Genomic DNA, 16,574 nt, shown 5'->3' with positions numbered 1-16,574 from the left:
CCGGGCGCGGGAGCCGACCCCTCCCCGGAGCCAACCCCCTACCCGGAGCCAACCCCCGGAGCCCCCCATGGGTCGTTATGTGATCCGGCGACTGCTGCAGATGATCCCGGTCTTCTTCGGCGCCACGCTGCTGATCTTCCTGATGGTGAACGTGATGGGCGACCCCATCGCCGGTCTGTGCGGCGACCGCCAGTGCGACCCGGCGACCGCGGCGCAGCTCAAGAAGGAGTTCGGACTCGACAAGCCCGTCTGGCAGCAATACCTGACCTACATGGGCAACGTCTTCACCGGCGACTTCGGCACCGCGTTCAACGGCCAGGAAGTCACCGAGCTGATGGCCACCGCCTTCCCGGTCACCATCCGCCTCACCCTCGTCGCCATCTTCTTCGAAATCGTCATCGGCATCAGCCTCGGCGTCCTCACCGGCCTCAAGCGCGGCCGCCCCGTCGACACCACCGTGCTGCTGCTGACCCTGGTCGTCATCTCCATCCCGACCTTCGTCACCGGCCTCCTCCTCCAGCTCCTCCTGGGCGTGAAGTGGGGCTGGATCAAGCCGGCCGTCTCCAGCGACGCCCCGCTGAACGAGCTGATCGTCCCGGGCCTCGTCCTCGCCTCGGTCTCCCTCGCGTACGTCACCCGGCTCACCCGGACCTCGATCGCCGAGAACAAGCGCGCCGACTACGTCCGCACCGCCGTCGCCAAGGGACTGCCCCGCCACCGGGTCATCACCCGCCACCTGCTGCGCAACAGCCTCATCCCCGTGGTGACCTTCATCGGCACCGACGTCGGCGCACTCATGGGCGGAGCCATCGTCACCGAGCGGATCTTCAACATCCACGGTGTCGGCTACCAGCTCTACCAGGGCATCCTCCGCCAGAACACCCAGACCGTGGTCGGCTTCGTGACCGTCCTCGTCCTGGTCTTCCTGGTGGCGAACCTGCTCGTCGACCTCCTGTACGCCGTCCTTGACCCGAGGATTCGCTATGCCTGAGCAGCCTCAGCCGTTCGACGACGGCCGCGCGATCAACCACACCGGTGCCGGGGGAGGGACCGACCTCGCGATGGACGAGGGCGAGAGCCTGGAGAAGACCCCGGGCGGCCCGGAAGGCACCGGCCCCGACAAGAAACCCCGCTCCCTCTGGTCCGACGCCTGGCTCGACCTCCGCCGGAACCCGATCTTCATCATCTCCGGCCTGGTCATCGTCTTCCTGATCGTCATCGCGATCTGGCCGCAGCTCATCGCCAGCGGCAACCCCCTCGACTGCGACCTCTCCAAGGCGCAGGAGGGCTCCCAGCCCGGCCACCCCTTCGGCTTCAACGGCCAGGGCTGCGACGTCTACACCCGTACGGTGTACGGAGCGAGGGCCTCCGTCCAGGTCGGCCTCTTCGCCACCCTCGGCGTGACCCTCCTCGGCTCCGTCCTCGGCGGCCTCGCCGGCTTCTACGGCGGCGCCTGGGACGGCTTCCTCTCCCGCGTCACCGACGTCTTCTTCGCGATCCCCGTCGTCCTCGGCGGCCTCGTCCTGCTCTCCGTCGTCAGCAGCAACAGCGTCTGGCCCGTCATCGGCTTCATGGTGCTCCTCGGCTGGCCGCAGCTCTCCCGTATCGCCCGCGGCTCCGTGATCACCGCCAAACAGAACGACTACGTCCAGGCCGCCCGCGCGCTCGGCGCCTCCAACAACCGGATGCTGCTCCGGCACATCGCGCCCAACGCGCTCGCGCCCGTCATCGTCGTCGCGACCATCGCCCTCGGCACGTACATCTCCCTGGAGGCGACGCTCTCCTTCCTCGGAGTCGGCCTCAAGCCCCCCACCGTCTCGTGGGGCATCGACATCTCCTCGGCCGCCGCCTACGTGCGCAACGCCCCGCACATGCTGCTCTGGCCCTCCGGCGCGCTCGCCGTCACGGTGCTCGCGTTCATCATGCTCGGCGACGCCGTCCGCGACGCCCTCGACCCGAAGCTGAGGTAGGGACCCATGCTGCTCGAAGTGCGCGACCTGCACGTGGAGTTCCACACCCGCGAAGGGGTGGCCAAGGCCGTCAACGGCGTCGACTACTCCGTCGACGCGGGGGAGACCCTCGCCGTGCTCGGCGAGTCCGGCTCCGGCAAGTCCGTCACCGCCCAGGCCGTCATGGGCATCCTCGACATCCCCCCGGGAAAGATCACCCAGGGCGAGATCCGCTTCCAGGGTCAGGACCTCCTGAAGCTTCCGGAGTCCGAACGGCGCAAGATCCGCGGCGCCAAGATGGCGATGGTCTTCCAGGACGCGCTGTCCTCCCTCAACCCCGTCGTCAGCGTCGGCGACCAGCTCGGCGAGATGTTCCAGGTCCACAGGGGCATGTCGCGGAAGGACTCCAAGGCCAAGGCCATCGAACTGATGGACCGCGTCCGCATCCCCGCCGCCAGGGAACGCGTCGGCCAGTACCCCCACCAGTTCTCCGGCGGCATGCGCCAGCGCATCATGATCGCGATGGCGCTCGCCCTCGAACCCGAACTGATCATCGCCGACGAGCCGACCACCGCCCTCGACGTCACCGTCCAGGCCCAGGTCATGGACCTCCTCGCCGAGCTCCAGCGCGAGCTCAACATGGGGCTCATCCTCATCACCCACGACCTCGGCGTCGTCGCCGACGTCGCCGACAAGATCGCGGTCATGTACGCGGGCCGGATCGTCGAACAGGCCCCCGTCCACGAGATCTACAAGGCCCCCGCCCACCCCTACACCAAGGGCCTCCTCGAATCGATCCCGCGCCTGGACCAGAAGGGCCAGGAGCTGTACGCGATCAAGGGCCTGCCGCCCAACCTCCTGCACATCCCGCCCGGCTGCGCCTTCAACCCCCGCTGCCCCATGGCCCAGGACGTCTGCCGGACCGACGTACCCCCGCTGTACGACGTGACCGAGTCCCCGGTGCCCCGCGCCAGCGCCTGCCACTTCTGGAAGGAGTGCCTCCATGGCTGAGGCGATTCTCGAAGTCCGGGACCTCCACAAGCACTACCCGCTGACCCAGGGCATCCTCTTCAAGAAGCAGGTCGGCGCGGTCAAGGCCGTCGACGGCGTCGACTTCGACCTCGCCGCCGGCGAGACCCTCGGCATCGTCGGCGAGTCCGGCTGCGGCAAGTCGACCGTCGCGAAGATGCTGGTCAACCTGGAGCGGCCGACGTCCGGCTCGATCCGCTACAAGGGCGACGACATCACCAAGCTGTCGCCCCGCGCCCTCAAGGCCGTCCGCCGCAACATCCAGATGGTGTTCCAGGACCCGTACACCTCGCTCAACCCGCGGATGACGGTCGGCGACATCATCGGCGAGCCGTACGAGATCCACCCCGAGGTCGCCCCGAAGGGCTCCCGCCGCCAGAAGGTCCAGGACCTCCTGGACGTCGTCGGCCTCAACCCCGAGTACATCAACCGGTACCCGCACCAGTTCTCCGGCGGCCAGCGCCAGCGCATCGGCATCGCCCGCGGCCTCGCCCTCCAGCCCGAGATCATCGTGGCCGACGAACCCGTCTCCGCCCTCGACGTCTCCGTCCAGGCGCAGGTGATCAACCTCCTCGACAGCCTCCAGTCCGAGTTCTCCCTGTCGTACGTGTTCATCGCCCACGACCTGTCGATCGTGCGGCACATCTCCGACCGGGTCGGCGTCATGTACCTCGGCCGGATCGTCGAGATCGGCAGCGACGCCCAGATCTACGACCACCCGACCCACCCGTACACCCAGGCGCTGCTCTCGGCGGTCCCGGTCCCGGACCCGGAGGCGCGCGCCCACCGCGAGCGCATCATCCTCACCGGCGACGTCCCCTCCCCGGCCAACATCCCGTCCGGTTGCCGCTTCCGCACCCGCTGCTGGAAGGCGCAGGAGCGCTGCGCCCTGGAGGTCCCCCTCCTGGCCGTCCCGGCGGTCTTCCGCCTCACGGACAGCCCGGCGAAGCACGACTCGGCCTGCCACTTCGCGGAGGAGAAGCAGGTGGTCCCCCCGGAGAGCGTCGAGAACGGCGTCACCGGTGGGAGCGGCGGGACGGGTGGGAACGGCGTCACTGGTGGGAACGGCGGGATGGGCAAGCAGGCGACCGGCCCGACCGGGACGGCGGGTCCGACGGGCTCGACCGGTCCGACGGGGATGACCGGCCCGACGGGCTCGCCCGGGATGACCGGTCCGACGGACGCGACCGGCTCGACGGGCCCGACCGGGATGACCGGTCCGACGGGCGCGACCGGCTCGACCGGCGCGACCGGCTCGACCGGCTCGACGGGCCCGACCGGCTCGACGGGCCCGACCGGCCCGACCCCCGGGAGCGGGCCCAAGTCGCTTTAACCCGCAGGCAACTCGACCGACTCGGCTCCGATATACGGACACGTCAGGATCGTCGACGTACGGCCGTGCGGGTGCCGTGAGCCGGCCGGAGGCGCGCCATGTCGCCCCGGCCGGCTTTGCACGCCCCCCATGCCTCCCACGCCCCCTCACACCCCCTTCGTCACCCCCGCCCATGCGGAACCGCTTGTTTCGCTCGGTCGCGACCGTGAGTATCGGGTCCGTGACTGTGACACGCCCGGCACGTCTCATGGGCGCCGCGCTCTGCGCCGCGCTCGCCCTCATAGCCGCCGTGTGGATCCTCAAGGACCTCGCCGTGGTCGGCTCACCCGCCGACCTCGCCCAGGCCTGGACCGGGGACCACCTCTTCCTGGCGAGGGGGCGGACCGCCACGTCGTTCCTCGACCCCCTGCTCCTCGCCGTCTCCGTGGCCACCGCCGTCGCCGCCCTGCGCTCCCGCCACGCGGCCTCCGCGCTCGTCGCCACCGGAGCCGTCACCCTCGCCCTGCGCCTGCCCGGCCTCTGGGCGCCCGAGAGCGGCGCTCTCGTCACCGCCCTCCTCGAACTGGCCCTCGCCACCGGCCTCGTCGCCACCGCCGCCGCGGGCCGCCGCCGGGCCGACGTCCCGCACGAACAGCTCCCCACCCGCCCCCGCACCGGCCCCGCCGTCACCACAGGGGTCCTCCTCACCCTCGCCGCCCTCACCGTCGTCCTGTGGGAGGCGTACTGGGCCGTCGAACTGCCCCTGGAGATCACCGTCGACCGGTTCCTCGGCGGCCGGTCCGTCCTCACCGCGGCGCTCGCGCCCCCGCCCGGCTGGCTGTCGCTGATCCTCGTCGCGCTGTACGGGACCGCCGCCGTCTCGGCCTTCGCCCGCGCCCCCCACACCCGGGCCTTCGGGCTGCTCGCCGGGGTGGTCCTGGCGGCCGACGGCCTCACCGAGTTCGTCCGGGTGATCCGGTCCGAGCTGCTCCCGCATCTCGCGGACGCCGCCACCGCCGAGCAGGCGCACGTACTCAGCTCCGCCTTCGGGCTGCTCGGCGGGATCACGGTCCTCGTCCTCCTCGCCGGGCGCGGCGCCCCGCCCGCCGCGCCCGAACCCCCCGGCCCGTACGGCGCGTACGGCGCGTACAGCGCGTACGGACCGCCCCCGGCCCCGCCCTACCCGCCGCCCCCCAACTGGTGACCAGGTGCCTGTCCGGCGGATCAGGGCCGGGGCCGCGGCGACCCTGATCCGCCGCACAGGCCCTACTCCGGCACGGTGATCCCGAGCGACCTCCTCAGGAAGTCCACCTGGAGCAGGAGCAGGTTCTCCGCCACCTGCTCCTGCGGAGTCATGTGCGTGACCCCGGAGAGCGGCAGCACCTCGTGCGGCCGGCCCGCCGCGAGCAGGGCCGAGGAGAGCCGCAGCGCGTGCGCGAACACCACGTTGTCGTCCGCGAGACCGTGCACGACCATCATCGGCCGCGCCGGCTCCTCCGGCGCCGTCAGACCGTCGTCGGTGAGCAGCGACTGCGCCGCGTACACCTCCGGATCGTCCTGCGGGGTGCCGAGGTACCGCTCGGTGTAGTGCGTGTCGTACAGCCGCCAGTCCGTCACCGGCGCCCCGACGACGGCCGCGTGGAAGACGTCAGGCCGCTGGAGCACCGCCCGGGCGGCGAGGTAGCCGCCGTAGGACCAGCCGCGGATCGCCACCCGCCCCAGGTCCAGCGGAAAGCTCCCGGCCAGCGCCCGCAGCGCCTCGACCTGGTCGTCGAGCGTCGGCGACAGATCACGCAGGATCGCCTTCTCCCAGGCGGGGGAGCGGCCCGGCATGCCGCGCCCGTCCGCGACGACCACCGCGAAGCCCTGGTCCGCGAACCACTGGGCCGTCAGATACGGGTTGTGCGCGGCGAGCACGCGCTGCCCGTGCGGACCGCCGTACGGATCCATCAGCACCGGCAGCGGCCCGTCCTCCTCCGCGTACCCCGAGGGCAGCAGCACCGCGCACGGGATGCGCCGGACGCCCGCCTCCGTGAGCCGCACCGCGGCGGAGATCACCGGTTCCTGCGCGTACGAGCCGACCACCGCGACCTGCTCGCCGTCCCGCAGCACCCGCGCCACGCTCCCCGGCGCGCCGGGCCGTGCCGAGACCAGGACCGTCACCGACCCCGAGCGCACGGCCCCGTGCACCCCGGCGCCCTCCGAGAGCCGCTCCGCGCCCCGGTCGGTCACCCGGTACACATGGATCTCACCGGTCTCCGGCTCCGTCGCCGCCGCACCCGCCGAAGCCGATACGAGGATCTCGTCCTCGCCGAGGCCGAGCACCGCCCGGACGTGCAGCGTCCCGTCCGTCAGGAGCCGCTCCCCGACGGCGAGGGCCCGGGCCCCGCTCTCGTCCGTGACGCGCACGAGCCGCCCGTCCGGGGCCCACGCCGGCACCCCCGGCAGCAGCTCCAGCCACGCCGGATCCTCCTCCGCCCGCACGGTCGAGGTCGTCCCGGTCCCCGTGTCCACGGCCAGGTTCAGCTGGCTCCGCTGGTCCCGCGCCTGCACGAGGAGCAGCGGCGCCCCGGCCGCCGACCAGTGCACCCGCGCGAGGTACGGATACCGCTCCCGGTCCCACACCACCTCCGTACGCGCCCCGTCGAGGCCCACGAGGAAGAGCCGCGTCTCCGCGTTGTCCGTCCCCGCCGCCGGGTAGCCGACCTCCTGCGGCGCCCGCCCCGGACGCGCCGGATCGGCGATCCACCAGCGGCGCACGGCCCGGTCGTCCGCGCGGGCGACGAGCAGCCGGTCCGAGTCGGGGGACCACCAGAAACCGCGGTCCCGGCCCATCTCCTCCGAGGCGATGAATTCGGCCAATCCGTAGGAGACGTGCCCGTCCTCGGGAACGGCGAGCTCCCGATCTCCGGAACCGTCCGCTCCGACCACCCGCAGCGCCCCCTCCGCCACATACGCGACGAGCCGCCCGTCCGGCGAGGGACGTGGGTCGATCACCGGCCCCGGCACCGCGAGCTCCCGCGCCGTCCCCGCCCGCAGCTCCGCCGCGAACAGCCGCCCCGACAGGGCGAACGCCGCCAGCTCCACGGCCGAGTCCACCGCGTACGCCACGATCCCGCCGGAGCCCTCCCGGCTCCGCTCCCGGCGCGCCCGCTCCTCCGGCGACAGCTCCTCCGCCGCGCCCGCGAGCAGCACCTCCGGATCGGCGGCCACCCGCTCCACCGGCGCGCCCCCGGCCGGCAGGTCGAGGACCCACAGCAGGTGCGAACGGTCCGTCCCGGAGGCCGATCTGACGAACACGACGCGCTCCCCGTCGGGGGAGACCGAGAAACCGCGCGGAACTCCCAGCGTGAACCGCTGGGTCCTGGCGTACTGACGGGGGAAGGAGAGCGCGGCCCGCGGTGCGGCCGACGGCTGTGGGGACGCCGGTGTGGACGGCTGTCGAGACGAGGTCATGCGGCTGAAACTAGTGCCGTGCGCCCCCCTCGTGCCCCCGTCCGCCGATCAATGCGATGGCACGGATAGTTATGATCCGTAGCGCTGGGTGGGTATGCACTCCGTTGTGTGCGGGCGACTGGCACATGCTCCCTGCCCGAACCGCTCGAATATCCGACCGAAGAAGTATGGAGGTGGACCGCCGTGGCACTCTCGATTTCGGTGGTGGTGCTGCTGGCGATCGTCGTCTTCCTGCTGGTCCGGAAATCCGGACTGAGGGCAGGACACGCGGCGATCTGCGCGCTCCTGGGCTTCTACCTGGCGAGCTCGTCCATCGCCCCGTCCATCAGCACCCTCACCACGAACGTGGCGAGCATGATCGGCGGCCTCAAGTTCTGACCCCGCCGTAGCGGGAAGGCTCTCGCGGCAAAGTGCTCGCGGGAAAGCTCTCGCGGGAAAGCTCTCGTGGGAGGGGTCTCGTAGGAGGGGTCTCGTAGGGTGGGGACATGACCGATCTCCCCGCCCGTCGTCTGCTCCTCGTGCACGCGCACCCGGACGACGAGTCGATCAACAACGGCGCCACCATGGCCAGGTACGCGGCCGAGGGCGCCCTTGTCACCCTGGTCACCTGCACGCTCGGCGAGGAGGGTGAGGTCATCCCGCCCGGGCTCGCCCACCTGGCCCCCGACCGGGAGGACCGGCTCGGCCCGCACCGCGTCGGCGAACTCGCCGCCGCCATGACCGAGCTGGGCGTCACCGACCACCGCTTCCTCGGCGGCCCCGGCCGCTTCCGCGACTCCGGAATGATGGGCGCCGAGCAGAACAAGCGCGAGAACGCGTTCTGGAACACGGACGTCGACACCGCCGCCCCCCACCTCGTCGAGGTCGTCCGCGAGACCCGCCCGCAGGTCCTGATCACCTACGACCCCGACGGCGGCTACGGTCACCCCGACCACATCCAGGCCCACCGGGTCGCCATGCGCGCCGCCGAACTCGCCGCCGACCCGGCCTACCGCCCCGACCTCGGACCCGCCCACACGATCGCCAAGATCTACTGGAACCGCGTCCCCCGCCCGGTCGCCGAGGCCGGCTTCGCCCGGCTGCGCGCCGAAGGCTCCGCCTTCCCCGCCGTCGCCGCGATCGACGACGTTCCCGGAGTCGTCGACGAGGACCGGATCACCACCGCGATCGACGCCGGCCCGGAGCACGTGGCCCGCAAGACCGCCGCGATGGCCGCGCACGTCACCCAAGTCGCCGTCGACGGCCCCTTCTTCGCCCTCTCCAACGACCTGGGCCAGCCGATCTTCACCACCGAGTACTACGAGTTGGTCCAGGGCGTCCCCGGCGCCCCCGCGGGCGTCCGCGAGACGGACCTCTTCGCGGGGGTGACCGCGTGAGCGCCGCCTCGCGGGCCTCCTCGGGAGCCTCGCCCCGCCCCGCCGCCGCTCCGGCCGCGGCCCCCCTCCCGACCTCCCGCGCCGCCCGTTACGCCTGGTACGGCGCCCTGGTCGTCCTCGGCGCCCTCGTCGGAACCGCCGGAGCCCTCGTCCAAGCCGCCTGGTTCCCCGGCGGCTTGCTGCTCGCGCTCCTCGCCACCGCCGCCGTCTTCTACGGAGGGCTCCGCGCCACCGGCACCCAGGCCGGCGTCGTCGTCGCCGGCTGCGGCTGGCTCCTCGCCGTCGTCCTGCTCAGCTTCGGACGCCCCGAGGGCGACGGGGTGTTCGGCGGAGGCGGCGGAGAGCTGCTGTTCCTCTTCGGCGGCATGGCGGTCGCTGTGATCTGCGCCACGCTGTCCCGGCTCCCGCGTCCGACCCCGTGAACAGGACGACTTGAGACCCCGGACGCCCTGACTTCGGCCGGATTGCCCGTCGTCCGTCACCCACGGGTCGGGTATGCGGCGGCGCTGCCCAGTATGGTGGTGCGCGCCGCCGAACCGCCCGGGTTACACGAGCATCAGCAAGAGCGGGCGGTGGAGCCAACCGGGAGATCCTGCTTTGAGTCGTGAAACTGGTCGAGAGACTGACAGTTCGTCCTCCGGCGCCCAGGGGCGCGGTGGAGCCGCGTACCCCTCGGGTACACCGCCGTACGGATCCCGCCAGTATCCGTCGCTCCACCCCTCGCAGGACGCGCCGGAGGAGACCCCCGTCGCGCCCGCGCCGCCGGAGGAGCCCAAGACCGAGACGACGCTGACGACCCGGATCCGGATCAACATCCCGGGTTCGCGTCCGATCCCGCCGGTCGTGGTCCGCCAGACGGTCGCCGAGGCGCCCGCGGCGGAGAAGGAACCGGAGCCGACGCCGCCGCCCGCGCCTGTCGCCGAGCCGGCGCCGGTGCCCGAGCCGATAGCGGCTCCGGAGCCCGTCGTCGCCGAGGCGCCGAAGACGAAGGAGCCGAGCGACTGGTTCGCCCCGCGCAAGGCGTCGCCGGCCCCCGCCACGACGCCGACCCCGGCCCCGCCGTCCGCCCCGGCGACGCCCGGCCCGCTCGCCGCCGCGCCGGACGCCCCCGGCACCGGCTTCGCGGGCTCCGCGACGTCCGGCGTCCCGACGGTCGGCACGACCCCGTCGAGCCGACCGGTGGCGGCGAACCCGGGCGCCGGCAACCCGCTGTACGAGAGCGGCACACCGGCGGCGGGCACGCCCCGGTACGAGGGAACGCCGGGCTACGACGCCACGCCGATGTACGAGGGCACGCCGTCCGGCGGAACCCCGATGTACGACGGCACGCCCGCGTACGACGGCACTCCGGCCGCCGGTACGCCCCTGTACGACGGCACGCCCTCGGGCGGCACGCCCGCGTACCGCGGCCCGGTCGGGGGCCCGACCGGCCCCACCACCGGCCCGGTCACCGGCACCGCCTCCCTCGGCGGCCCGGCGCCGACCGCGCCGTTCCCCGGCGGCGCCCCGCGCATGTCCGACGACACGGCGATCCTGACCCCGCAGCCGCCCGCCCCGAAGCCCGCCCAGGGCCCGGGACAGGGGCCGGGTCAGGGACGCCGACGCGGACCGGGCCAGGGCCAGGGTCAGACCCCGGGCCCGATGCGCCCGCCCACGCCCACCCCCGCCCCCGGCCAGGGCATGGCGGCCGACGGCGGTGGCGGCCACGTCTCCGGCGACACCCTCACGAGCGGCATCCCGGTCGTCCCGCCGTCGGCGGCCCGCCCGAACCTCGCGCCGCGCATCGAGGAGCCCACGGCCGCGACGCCCGCGCCCGCCGCTCCCCGCCCCGCCCCGGCACCGGCCCCGTCGCCGAGCCGCGCGCAGGTGAAGAAGGGCCGCTCCAAGCTGGTCCTCGTCGCCGCCGGCGTCGTCGGCCTCGCGGGCGTCGCCTACGGCGCGGGACTGCTCCTCAACCACTCCGACGTCCCCAAGGGCACCACGGTGCTCGGCGTGGACATCGGCGGCGGTACGAAGGAGGAGGCCGTCAACAAGCTGGAGGCGGCCCTCGGCAAGCGCGCCCACACGCCGCTCCAGCTCGGCATCGGCGACCAGAAGGTCCAGATGCCGCCCGAGAAGGCGGGCCTGGCCCTCGACAGCCAGGAGACCGTCCGCGCGGCCGCCGGCAGCGACTACAACCCGGTCTCCGTCATCGGCTCCCTCTTCGGCGGCGAGCGGATCGCCAAGCCGGTCTTCCCGGTCGACGAGGAGAAGCTCGCCGTAGCCCTGCGGGACCTGGCGGGCTCCTCCGCCGCCGCGACCGAGGCCACGATCCGCTTCTCGCCGAACAAGGTCACCGCCATCGAGGGCAAGCCCGGCAACGGCCTGGACGTCCAGCGCTCGATGATCTCCGTCCGGGACGCTTTCCGCGCCCAGGTGGAGACGGGCCAGAACAAGCTCGTCGTACTCCCGGTCACCACGCTCCGCCCGTCGGTCACGAAGGCGGAGCTGGACCGGGCGATGAAGGAGTTCGCCCGGCCCGCCATGTCCGACCGGATCACGATCGTCGCGGGCGGCAAGGAGATCCAGTTCGGCCCCGCGCGGTCGCTGCCGCAGATCCTCTCCATGAAGGCCATCGACGGCCGCCTGGTCGAGGTCTACGACAAGAAGGCGATCGAGCGGCTCCTCGACGGCGCCTTCGACGGCATCATGATCACCAAGGGCGACGGCACCAGGCACCAGGTCTCCGCCGACGACGTGGCCTTCGTGATGCGCGACGCCCTGAAGGGCAAGACGAAGGCCGAGCGCACGAAGGTCATCGACCTGACCGGCAACGGCTGACACACGCCACCCCGGCACCCCCGCCCGACACCCGTCGAGCGGGGGTGCCGCACGTCCGGACCCTTCCTCCCGAGCCCACCCCGAGCGCCCCCGTCCGCCGGCCCTCCGCTTCCATCAGGGCCATGACTCCTGCCGACCCACAGTCCCGTCCCGCCGCAGGCGGGGGAGGAGACGGACGCGCGAGGCGACGGCGGCCGAAGAAGTGGCGGCCTCCCTTCGGCCTGCCGAAGGGGATCTGTCTGAGCATGACGCCCACCGGTTGGCGTTACAGCGTGCTGACCGTCGAGGACGGTGTCATCTGCGGGGGCAGCCCCGGCGGTGTGCCCGCCGACGTCGACCCCCGCGACGCACGGGCCGCCGCCGCGCTCTGTGTGCGGGAACTGGCCCGCGACCTTCACGGGGCCGAGGTCGACGTGGTCTGGGAGCCGAGTGAGGACGGCACGTCCTGGAGCGCGCGGGTTCGGGTCGTCGGGGACGGGAGCGGCGGCTGACGCCCCTTCCGGGAGCCCCGGCCGACTGACCCCGTCCAGTGGCCGGCGGCCCCGGCTCCGTACCGGGAGCGGCGAGGCGAAGCACGTACGGGTGGCGGCGCCGCGCGCCCCAGCCGGGAGTCCTCCGCCGACTGCTCCGCGATCCGCCGGTGCACGGCCTCCCGCCCCGGCCGCGCCACCGGCCCGATCGGGGCGAGCAGGCCCTGCGGCGAGGGGAGGGGTGGGCTCCGATCACTTCGGAAGCACCCCGAAGTCATCGACGGGCGGGGTCAGTTCAGCCGGGCCCTCGCCGCCTGGGCCCGGCGGCGGATGGTGGTCGCCGACTCCGGGTCCACCGCGTCCATCACCCGCGCGTACGCCTCCATCTCGGCCGCGCCCGCCAGGAACTCGCCGCGCTGGACCAGCAGCTCCGCGCGCTCGTAGCGCAGCCGCGCCGGGTGGGAGGGGAGCAGCAGCGCGAGCTCCACGGCCCACAGGCCCACGTCGGAGCGTTCGGGGCGGGGGGCCGCCCAGGCGCGGATGTTGTTGAGGACGCGCAGCACGATCGCGCCGGGCTCGGCCGGCCTGAGCATGGAACGGTCGAGGGCCTCGCCCGTCGCGCTCGCCACGAGCAGCTCGGCGTCCGCGCCGGTCATGGCCCGGCCGCCGGCGAAGGGGTCGGCGAGGTTCAGGTCGGCGGGGTCGCCGAAGCCGACGACGAAGTGCCCGGGGAGGCCGAGCCCGTACACGGGCGCACCGGCCCGGCGGGCGACCTCCATCCACACGACGGAGAGCAGGATCGGCAGGCCACGGCGGCGGCGCAGCACCTCGTGCAGGAGCGAGGACTCCAGCCGCTGGTAGTCGGCGGGCACGCCCTCGAAGCCCTCGCGGTCGCCGAGGAGCGCGGCGAGCTCGCCGGCCCAGTCACCGGTGGTGCGGGTCGCGTACGGGACGAGCCCGGCGAGGCGGTCGAGTTCGATCTCGGCCTCGTCGATGGCGTGCCGGGTGACGGTCGGGTCGGCCACCGCCCCGACGAGCAGGCAGAGCCGGGCGAGGTCGGGCCGCTCGGACCGGGCCTCCTCCGCGAACTCCCGCCGCCAGTCGGGCGCGTCCTCCACGGGACGGTCCTCCACGGGCGCTCGCCGGCCCTCCGCCGATGCCGGTGCCGGTGCCGGTGCCGGCTCCGGTCCGTCGACCGGCCCCGCCGGTGCGTCCTCCACGGGCCCCGGTCCGTCCTCCGGTGCCGGTCCGTCCGCCGCCGCCAGCCCCTCGTCCTCCGGCCCGGGTCCGTCCTCCGCCGCCGGCCGCTCGCCCGCCGGTGCCGGTCCGTCCTCCGCCGGTGGCCCCTCGTCCTCCGCCGGACCCTCGTCCGCCGGGACTCCCGCCGGTTCGTCGCCCGCCCGTTCGTCCGGTCCGTCGGACCCGGCTCCGTGCTCGGTCACGCCTCCGTCACGCCTCCGCCCATCGGTAGTGGTGGTAGTGGTGGTGGACCGCGAAGCCCATCCCCTCGTACAACGCCCGGGCGCCGTCGTTGTCCGCCTCCACCTGGAGCCAGGCCGCCGACGCGCCCTCGTCGAGCGCCTGCCGGGCGAGCGCCGTCATGACGGACGTCGCCAGACCCCGTCGCCGGAGGGCGGGGTCGACCTCGACGGCCATGAAGCCCGCCCAGCGGCCGTCGACGACGAGGCGCCCGATCGCCGCCGGTACCTCTCCCGTGCCCGCCACGGACGCGAACCACACACTCGGACCGGAGGTGAGGACCGGCCGCACCGCCGGGCTGGGCTCCCCGAAGCGCTGGTAGCGGCGCAGCCACGTCTCGTCGAGCGTGCGCGAGAGGCGTACGGCGGAGACGTCGGCGTCCAGGTCGCCGATCGGGGCGAGCGCCCCGATCCGGACCTCGGCGGAGACCTCGCGTCGCCAGCCGTGCCGGTCGAGCGCCGCGCAGAGCAGCTCCTGGGTGCCCTCGGCGCCGGTCGCCGTCTGGACGTACGCGGGAAGCTTCCGGGCCGCGTACCACTCCCGTACGAGCGTCAGCGCCTCCGCGACCGGGAGGCCCGGATCGCCGAGCGGCAGCGCGGAGTTGGCGCGGCGGGTGAAACCGTCGGCGGCCCGCAGGGTCCACTCGCCGAGCGGCTCGCTCTCGACCGGTCGCCAGGCGCGAGCGGTGGCCCGGGCCAGCTCGGGGAAGGTCGCCGAAGGGCCCTTGCGGCGGGCCGGCGCGGGCGGCACGACCTTGCCCGCGACCAGGGACGCTTCCGCGATCCGGACGGTTTCACCGCTCTTTCGTGTGATCAGGAGCACACCAGAGTCCCACGATGTGAGAACTCCGACCGAGTCCGTGAACTTCCCCCCTGCTGCGGGCCGCTCCGTCACGTACCGAACGGAGACACGTTTTCCCACGTCAGCGCTAGTAATACGGACCTCAAGGAGTCCTCCGCCGGTCAATTCCACAGCTTCTCCGCCCCTCCTGTTCGGATCGCCCCCAAGAACGGAGATACTAGGTGCGGGCATCGACGACGCCGCGCTCCCGCGCAGACCAGCCCTATCGAGGAGGAACGACAGCGTGACCTACGTCATCGCGCAGCCTTGTGTCGACGTCAAGGACAAGGCGTGCATCGAGGAGTGCCCCGTCGACTGCATCTACGAGGGCAAGCGGTCCTTGTACATCCACCCGGACGAATGCGTCGACTGTGGGGCCTGTGAGCCGGTCTGCCCGGTTGAGGCGATCTTCTACGAGGACGACACCCCGGAGGAGTGGAAGGACTACTACAAGGCGAACGTCGAGTTCTTCGACGAGCTCGGTTCGCCCGGTGGTGCCTCCAAGCTCGGCGAGATCGAGCGCGACCACCCCTTCATCGCCGCCCTGCCGCCGCAGAACGGCTGATCGACCGCATCCGGTCCCGTACGGCGTCGGTCGCTGTACGGGGCCGAGGCGTTTTCCCGTACGTACAGGAAGTGAGAGCCAACCCGTGAGCGCAGTCTCCTCGCGCCTGCCCGTCTTCCCCTGGGACAAGCTGGAGCCGTACAAGAAGACGGCCCTGGCGCACCCGGACGGAATCGTGGACCTCTCGGTCGGCACGCCCGTCGACCCGGTCCCCGCGCTGATCCAGGAGGCCCTGGTCGCGGCGGCGGACTCGCCGGGCTATCCCACGGTGTGGGGGACGAAAGAGCTGCGGGACGCGCTCACGGGCTGGTGCGAACGCCGTCTCGGCGCCGTGGACTTCGCCCACGAGAACGTACTGCCGGTGGTCGGCTCCAAGGAGCTCGTCGCCTGGCTCCCGACGCAGCTGGGCCTCGGCGCCGGCGACCGGGTCGCGTACCCCCGCCTCGCCTACCCGACGTACGAGGTCGGGGCGCGGCTCTGCGGGGCCACGCCCGTCGTCTACGACGACCCGACGGAACTGGACCCGGCCGGGCTCAAGCTCCTCTGGCTCAACTCCCCGTCCAACCCGACCGGCGCGGTCCTGGGCAAGGGCGAGCTGACCCGGATCGTGGCCTGGGCGCGTGAGCACGGCGTCCTCGTCTTCTCCGACGAGTGCTACCTGGAGCTGGGCTGGGAGGCCGACCCGGTCTCCGTCCTGCACCCGGACGTCTGCGGCGGTTCGTACGAGGGGATCGTCGCCGTCCACTCGCTCTCCAAGCGCTCCAACCTGGCCGGCTACCGCGCCGCGTTCGTCGCGGGCGACGCGGCCGTGCTCGGCGAGCTGCTCCTGATCCGCAAGCACGGCGGCATGATGACCGCGGCCCCGGTGCAGGCGGCGACGGTCGCCGCGCTCGGCGACGACACGCACGTGGCCGAGCAGCGCGAGCGGTACGCGGCCCGCCGGGCGGCGCTGCGGGCGGCCCTGGAGGCGCACGGCTTCCGGATCGAGCACAGCGAGGCGAGCCTGTACCTGTGGGCCACCCGGGACGAGCCGTGCTGGGAGACCGTGGCGTACCTCGCGGACAAGGGCGTCCTGGTGGCGCCCGGCGACTTCTACGGCGAGGCCGGGGAGCGGTTCGTGCGGGTGGCGTTCACGGCGACGGACGAGCGCGTCGCCGCGGCGGTCAAGCGGCTCGGCTAGCCGGACGGGCAGTCGGCCTAGCCGGACGGGCAGTCGGCCGGGCAGTCGGCCGGGCGGCCGGACGTCACGCGGAAGGGCCCGGGGAGCGGGTGACGCTC

15 protein-coding genes are annotated in these 16,574 nt (G+C 73.2%); 12 read left to right on the top strand and 3 right to left on the bottom strand.

The window, feature by feature from the left end:
* Window positions 1-67 precede the first annotated feature (67 nt).
* The 5 genes from ACWFR1_RS24110 (at window position 68) to ACWFR1_RS24090 (ending at window position 5,494) form a co-directional block, all read left to right on the top strand.
* Window positions 68-991, top strand: a complete 924-nt coding sequence (locus ACWFR1_RS24110) for an ABC transporter permease (RefSeq protein ID WP_453554388.1) — start codon at window positions 68-70, stop codon at window positions 989-991.
* Window positions 984-1,970 carry an ABC transporter permease gene (locus ACWFR1_RS24105; RefSeq protein ID WP_453554386.1) on the top strand — a complete coding sequence of 329 codons (987 nt, stop codon included), beginning with the start codon at window positions 984-986 and terminating at the stop codon, window positions 1,968-1,970. Before ACWFR1_RS24110 ends, ACWFR1_RS24105 begins: the two co-directional genes overlap by 8 nt.
* Before the next feature lie 6 nt (window positions 1,971-1,976).
* Window positions 1,977-2,960, top strand: a complete 984-nt coding sequence (locus tag ACWFR1_RS24100) for an ABC transporter ATP-binding protein (protein ID WP_453554384.1) — start codon at window positions 1,977-1,979, stop codon at window positions 2,958-2,960.
* Entirely contained in the window at window positions 2,953-4,311 is a 1,359-nt protein-coding gene (locus ACWFR1_RS24095) for a dipeptide ABC transporter ATP-binding protein (protein WP_453554382.1), read from the top strand. Before ACWFR1_RS24100 ends, ACWFR1_RS24095 begins: the two co-directional genes overlap by 8 nt.
* Before the next feature lie 220 nt (window positions 4,312-4,531).
* The gene (locus tag ACWFR1_RS24090) at window positions 4,532-5,494 is read left to right on the top strand and encodes a hypothetical protein (protein ID WP_453554380.1); all 963 of its coding nucleotides are present in this window, start codon (window positions 4,532-4,534) and stop codon (window positions 5,492-5,494) included.
* A 62-nt stretch (window positions 5,495-5,556) separates the two neighbouring features.
* Here the strand turns inward: ACWFR1_RS24090 and ACWFR1_RS24085 are convergent, their stop codons facing one another.
* Complete coding sequence (locus ACWFR1_RS24085) at window positions 5,557-7,746, bottom strand: prolyl oligopeptidase family serine peptidase (RefSeq protein ID WP_453554378.1); 2,190 nt, start codon at window positions 7,744-7,746, stop codon at window positions 5,557-5,559.
* A gap of 183 nt (window positions 7,747-7,929) precedes the next feature.
* Between ACWFR1_RS24085 and ACWFR1_RS24080 the strand changes: the two genes are divergently transcribed.
* The 5 genes from ACWFR1_RS24080 (at window position 7,930) to ACWFR1_RS24060 (ending at window position 12,433) form a co-directional block, all read left to right on the top strand.
* Complete coding sequence (locus ACWFR1_RS24080; protein WP_453554376.1) at window positions 7,930-8,124, top strand: hypothetical protein; 195 nt, start codon at window positions 7,930-7,932, stop codon at window positions 8,122-8,124.
* Between the two features lie 107 nt (window positions 8,125-8,231).
* Window positions 8,232-9,122 carry an N-acetyl-1-D-myo-inositol-2-amino-2-deoxy-alpha-D-glucopyranoside deacetylase gene (mshB, locus tag ACWFR1_RS24075; protein WP_453554374.1) on the top strand — a complete coding sequence of 297 codons (891 nt, stop codon included), beginning with the start codon at window positions 8,232-8,234 and terminating at the stop codon, window positions 9,120-9,122.
* Window positions 9,119-9,544, top strand: coding sequence for a DUF6113 family protein (locus ACWFR1_RS24070; RefSeq protein WP_453554372.1), 426 nt, complete (start codon window positions 9,119-9,121; stop codon window positions 9,542-9,544). Before mshB ends, ACWFR1_RS24070 begins: the two co-directional genes overlap by 4 nt.
* A gap of 175 nt (window positions 9,545-9,719) precedes the next feature.
* Window positions 9,720-11,942, top strand: a complete 2,223-nt coding sequence (locus ACWFR1_RS24065; protein ID WP_453554370.1) for a peptidoglycan binding domain-containing protein — start codon at window positions 9,720-9,722, stop codon at window positions 11,940-11,942.
* Between the two features lie 245 nt (window positions 11,943-12,187).
* Complete coding sequence (locus tag ACWFR1_RS24060; protein ID WP_453554368.1) at window positions 12,188-12,433, top strand: hypothetical protein; 246 nt, start codon at window positions 12,188-12,190, stop codon at window positions 12,431-12,433.
* A 269-nt stretch (window positions 12,434-12,702) separates the two neighbouring features.
* On the opposite strand, the gene ACWFR1_RS24055 is transcribed toward ACWFR1_RS24060, so the two are convergent.
* On the bottom strand, window positions 12,703-13,545 hold the full coding sequence (locus ACWFR1_RS24055; RefSeq protein ID WP_453554487.1) for a transglutaminase-like domain-containing protein: 843 nt from the start codon (window positions 13,543-13,545) through the stop codon (window positions 12,703-12,705).
* 316 nt (window positions 13,546-13,861) lie between these two features.
* Complete coding sequence (locus ACWFR1_RS24050) at window positions 13,862-14,863, bottom strand: GNAT family N-acetyltransferase (RefSeq protein WP_453554366.1); 1,002 nt, start codon at window positions 14,861-14,863, stop codon at window positions 13,862-13,864.
* A gap of 112 nt (window positions 14,864-14,975) precedes the next feature.
* Here ACWFR1_RS24050 and fdxA point away from each other — a divergent pair, with 112 nt between their 5' ends.
* The gene (gene fdxA, locus ACWFR1_RS24045; RefSeq protein ID WP_015035968.1) at window positions 14,976-15,296 is read left to right on the top strand and encodes a ferredoxin; all 321 of its coding nucleotides are present in this window, start codon (window positions 14,976-14,978) and stop codon (window positions 15,294-15,296) included.
* An 85-nt stretch (window positions 15,297-15,381) separates the two neighbouring features.
* Window positions 15,382-16,476 carry a bifunctional succinyldiaminopimelate transaminase/glutamate-prephenate aminotransferase gene (locus ACWFR1_RS24040; RefSeq protein ID WP_453554364.1) on the top strand — a complete coding sequence of 365 codons (1,095 nt, stop codon included), beginning with the start codon at window positions 15,382-15,384 and terminating at the stop codon, window positions 16,474-16,476.
* The last annotated feature ends 98 nt before the right edge of the window (window positions 16,477-16,574 follow it).

Source organism: Streptomyces sp. NPDC055103, from assembly GCF_053607625.1.
This window is presented reverse-complemented; position numbering and strand designations above follow the sequence as displayed.

What these genes read in the sequence shown, in the direction of transcription:
- ACWFR1_RS24110 (WP_453554388.1), top strand. Translation starts at nt 68, where the DNA reads ATGGGTCGTTATGTGATCCGGCGACTGCTGCAGATGATCCCGGTCTTC.
- ACWFR1_RS24105 (WP_453554386.1), top strand. Translation starts at nt 984, where the DNA reads ATGCCTGAGCAGCCTCAGCCGTTCGACGACGGCCGCGCGATCAACCAC.
- ACWFR1_RS24100 (WP_453554384.1), top strand. Translation starts at nt 1,977, where the DNA reads ATGCTGCTCGAAGTGCGCGACCTGCACGTGGAGTTCCACACCCGCGAA.
- ACWFR1_RS24095 (WP_453554382.1), top strand. Translation starts at nt 2,953, where the DNA reads ATGGCTGAGGCGATTCTCGAAGTCCGGGACCTCCACAAGCACTACCCG.
- ACWFR1_RS24085 (WP_453554378.1), bottom strand. Translation starts at nt 7,746, where the DNA reads ATGACCTCGTCTCGACAGCCGTCCACACCGGCGTCCCCACAGCCGTCG.
- mshB (WP_453554374.1), top strand. Translation starts at nt 8,232, where the DNA reads ATGACCGATCTCCCCGCCCGTCGTCTGCTCCTCGTGCACGCGCACCCG.
- ACWFR1_RS24060 (WP_453554368.1), top strand. Translation starts at nt 12,188, where the DNA reads ATGACGCCCACCGGTTGGCGTTACAGCGTGCTGACCGTCGAGGACGGT.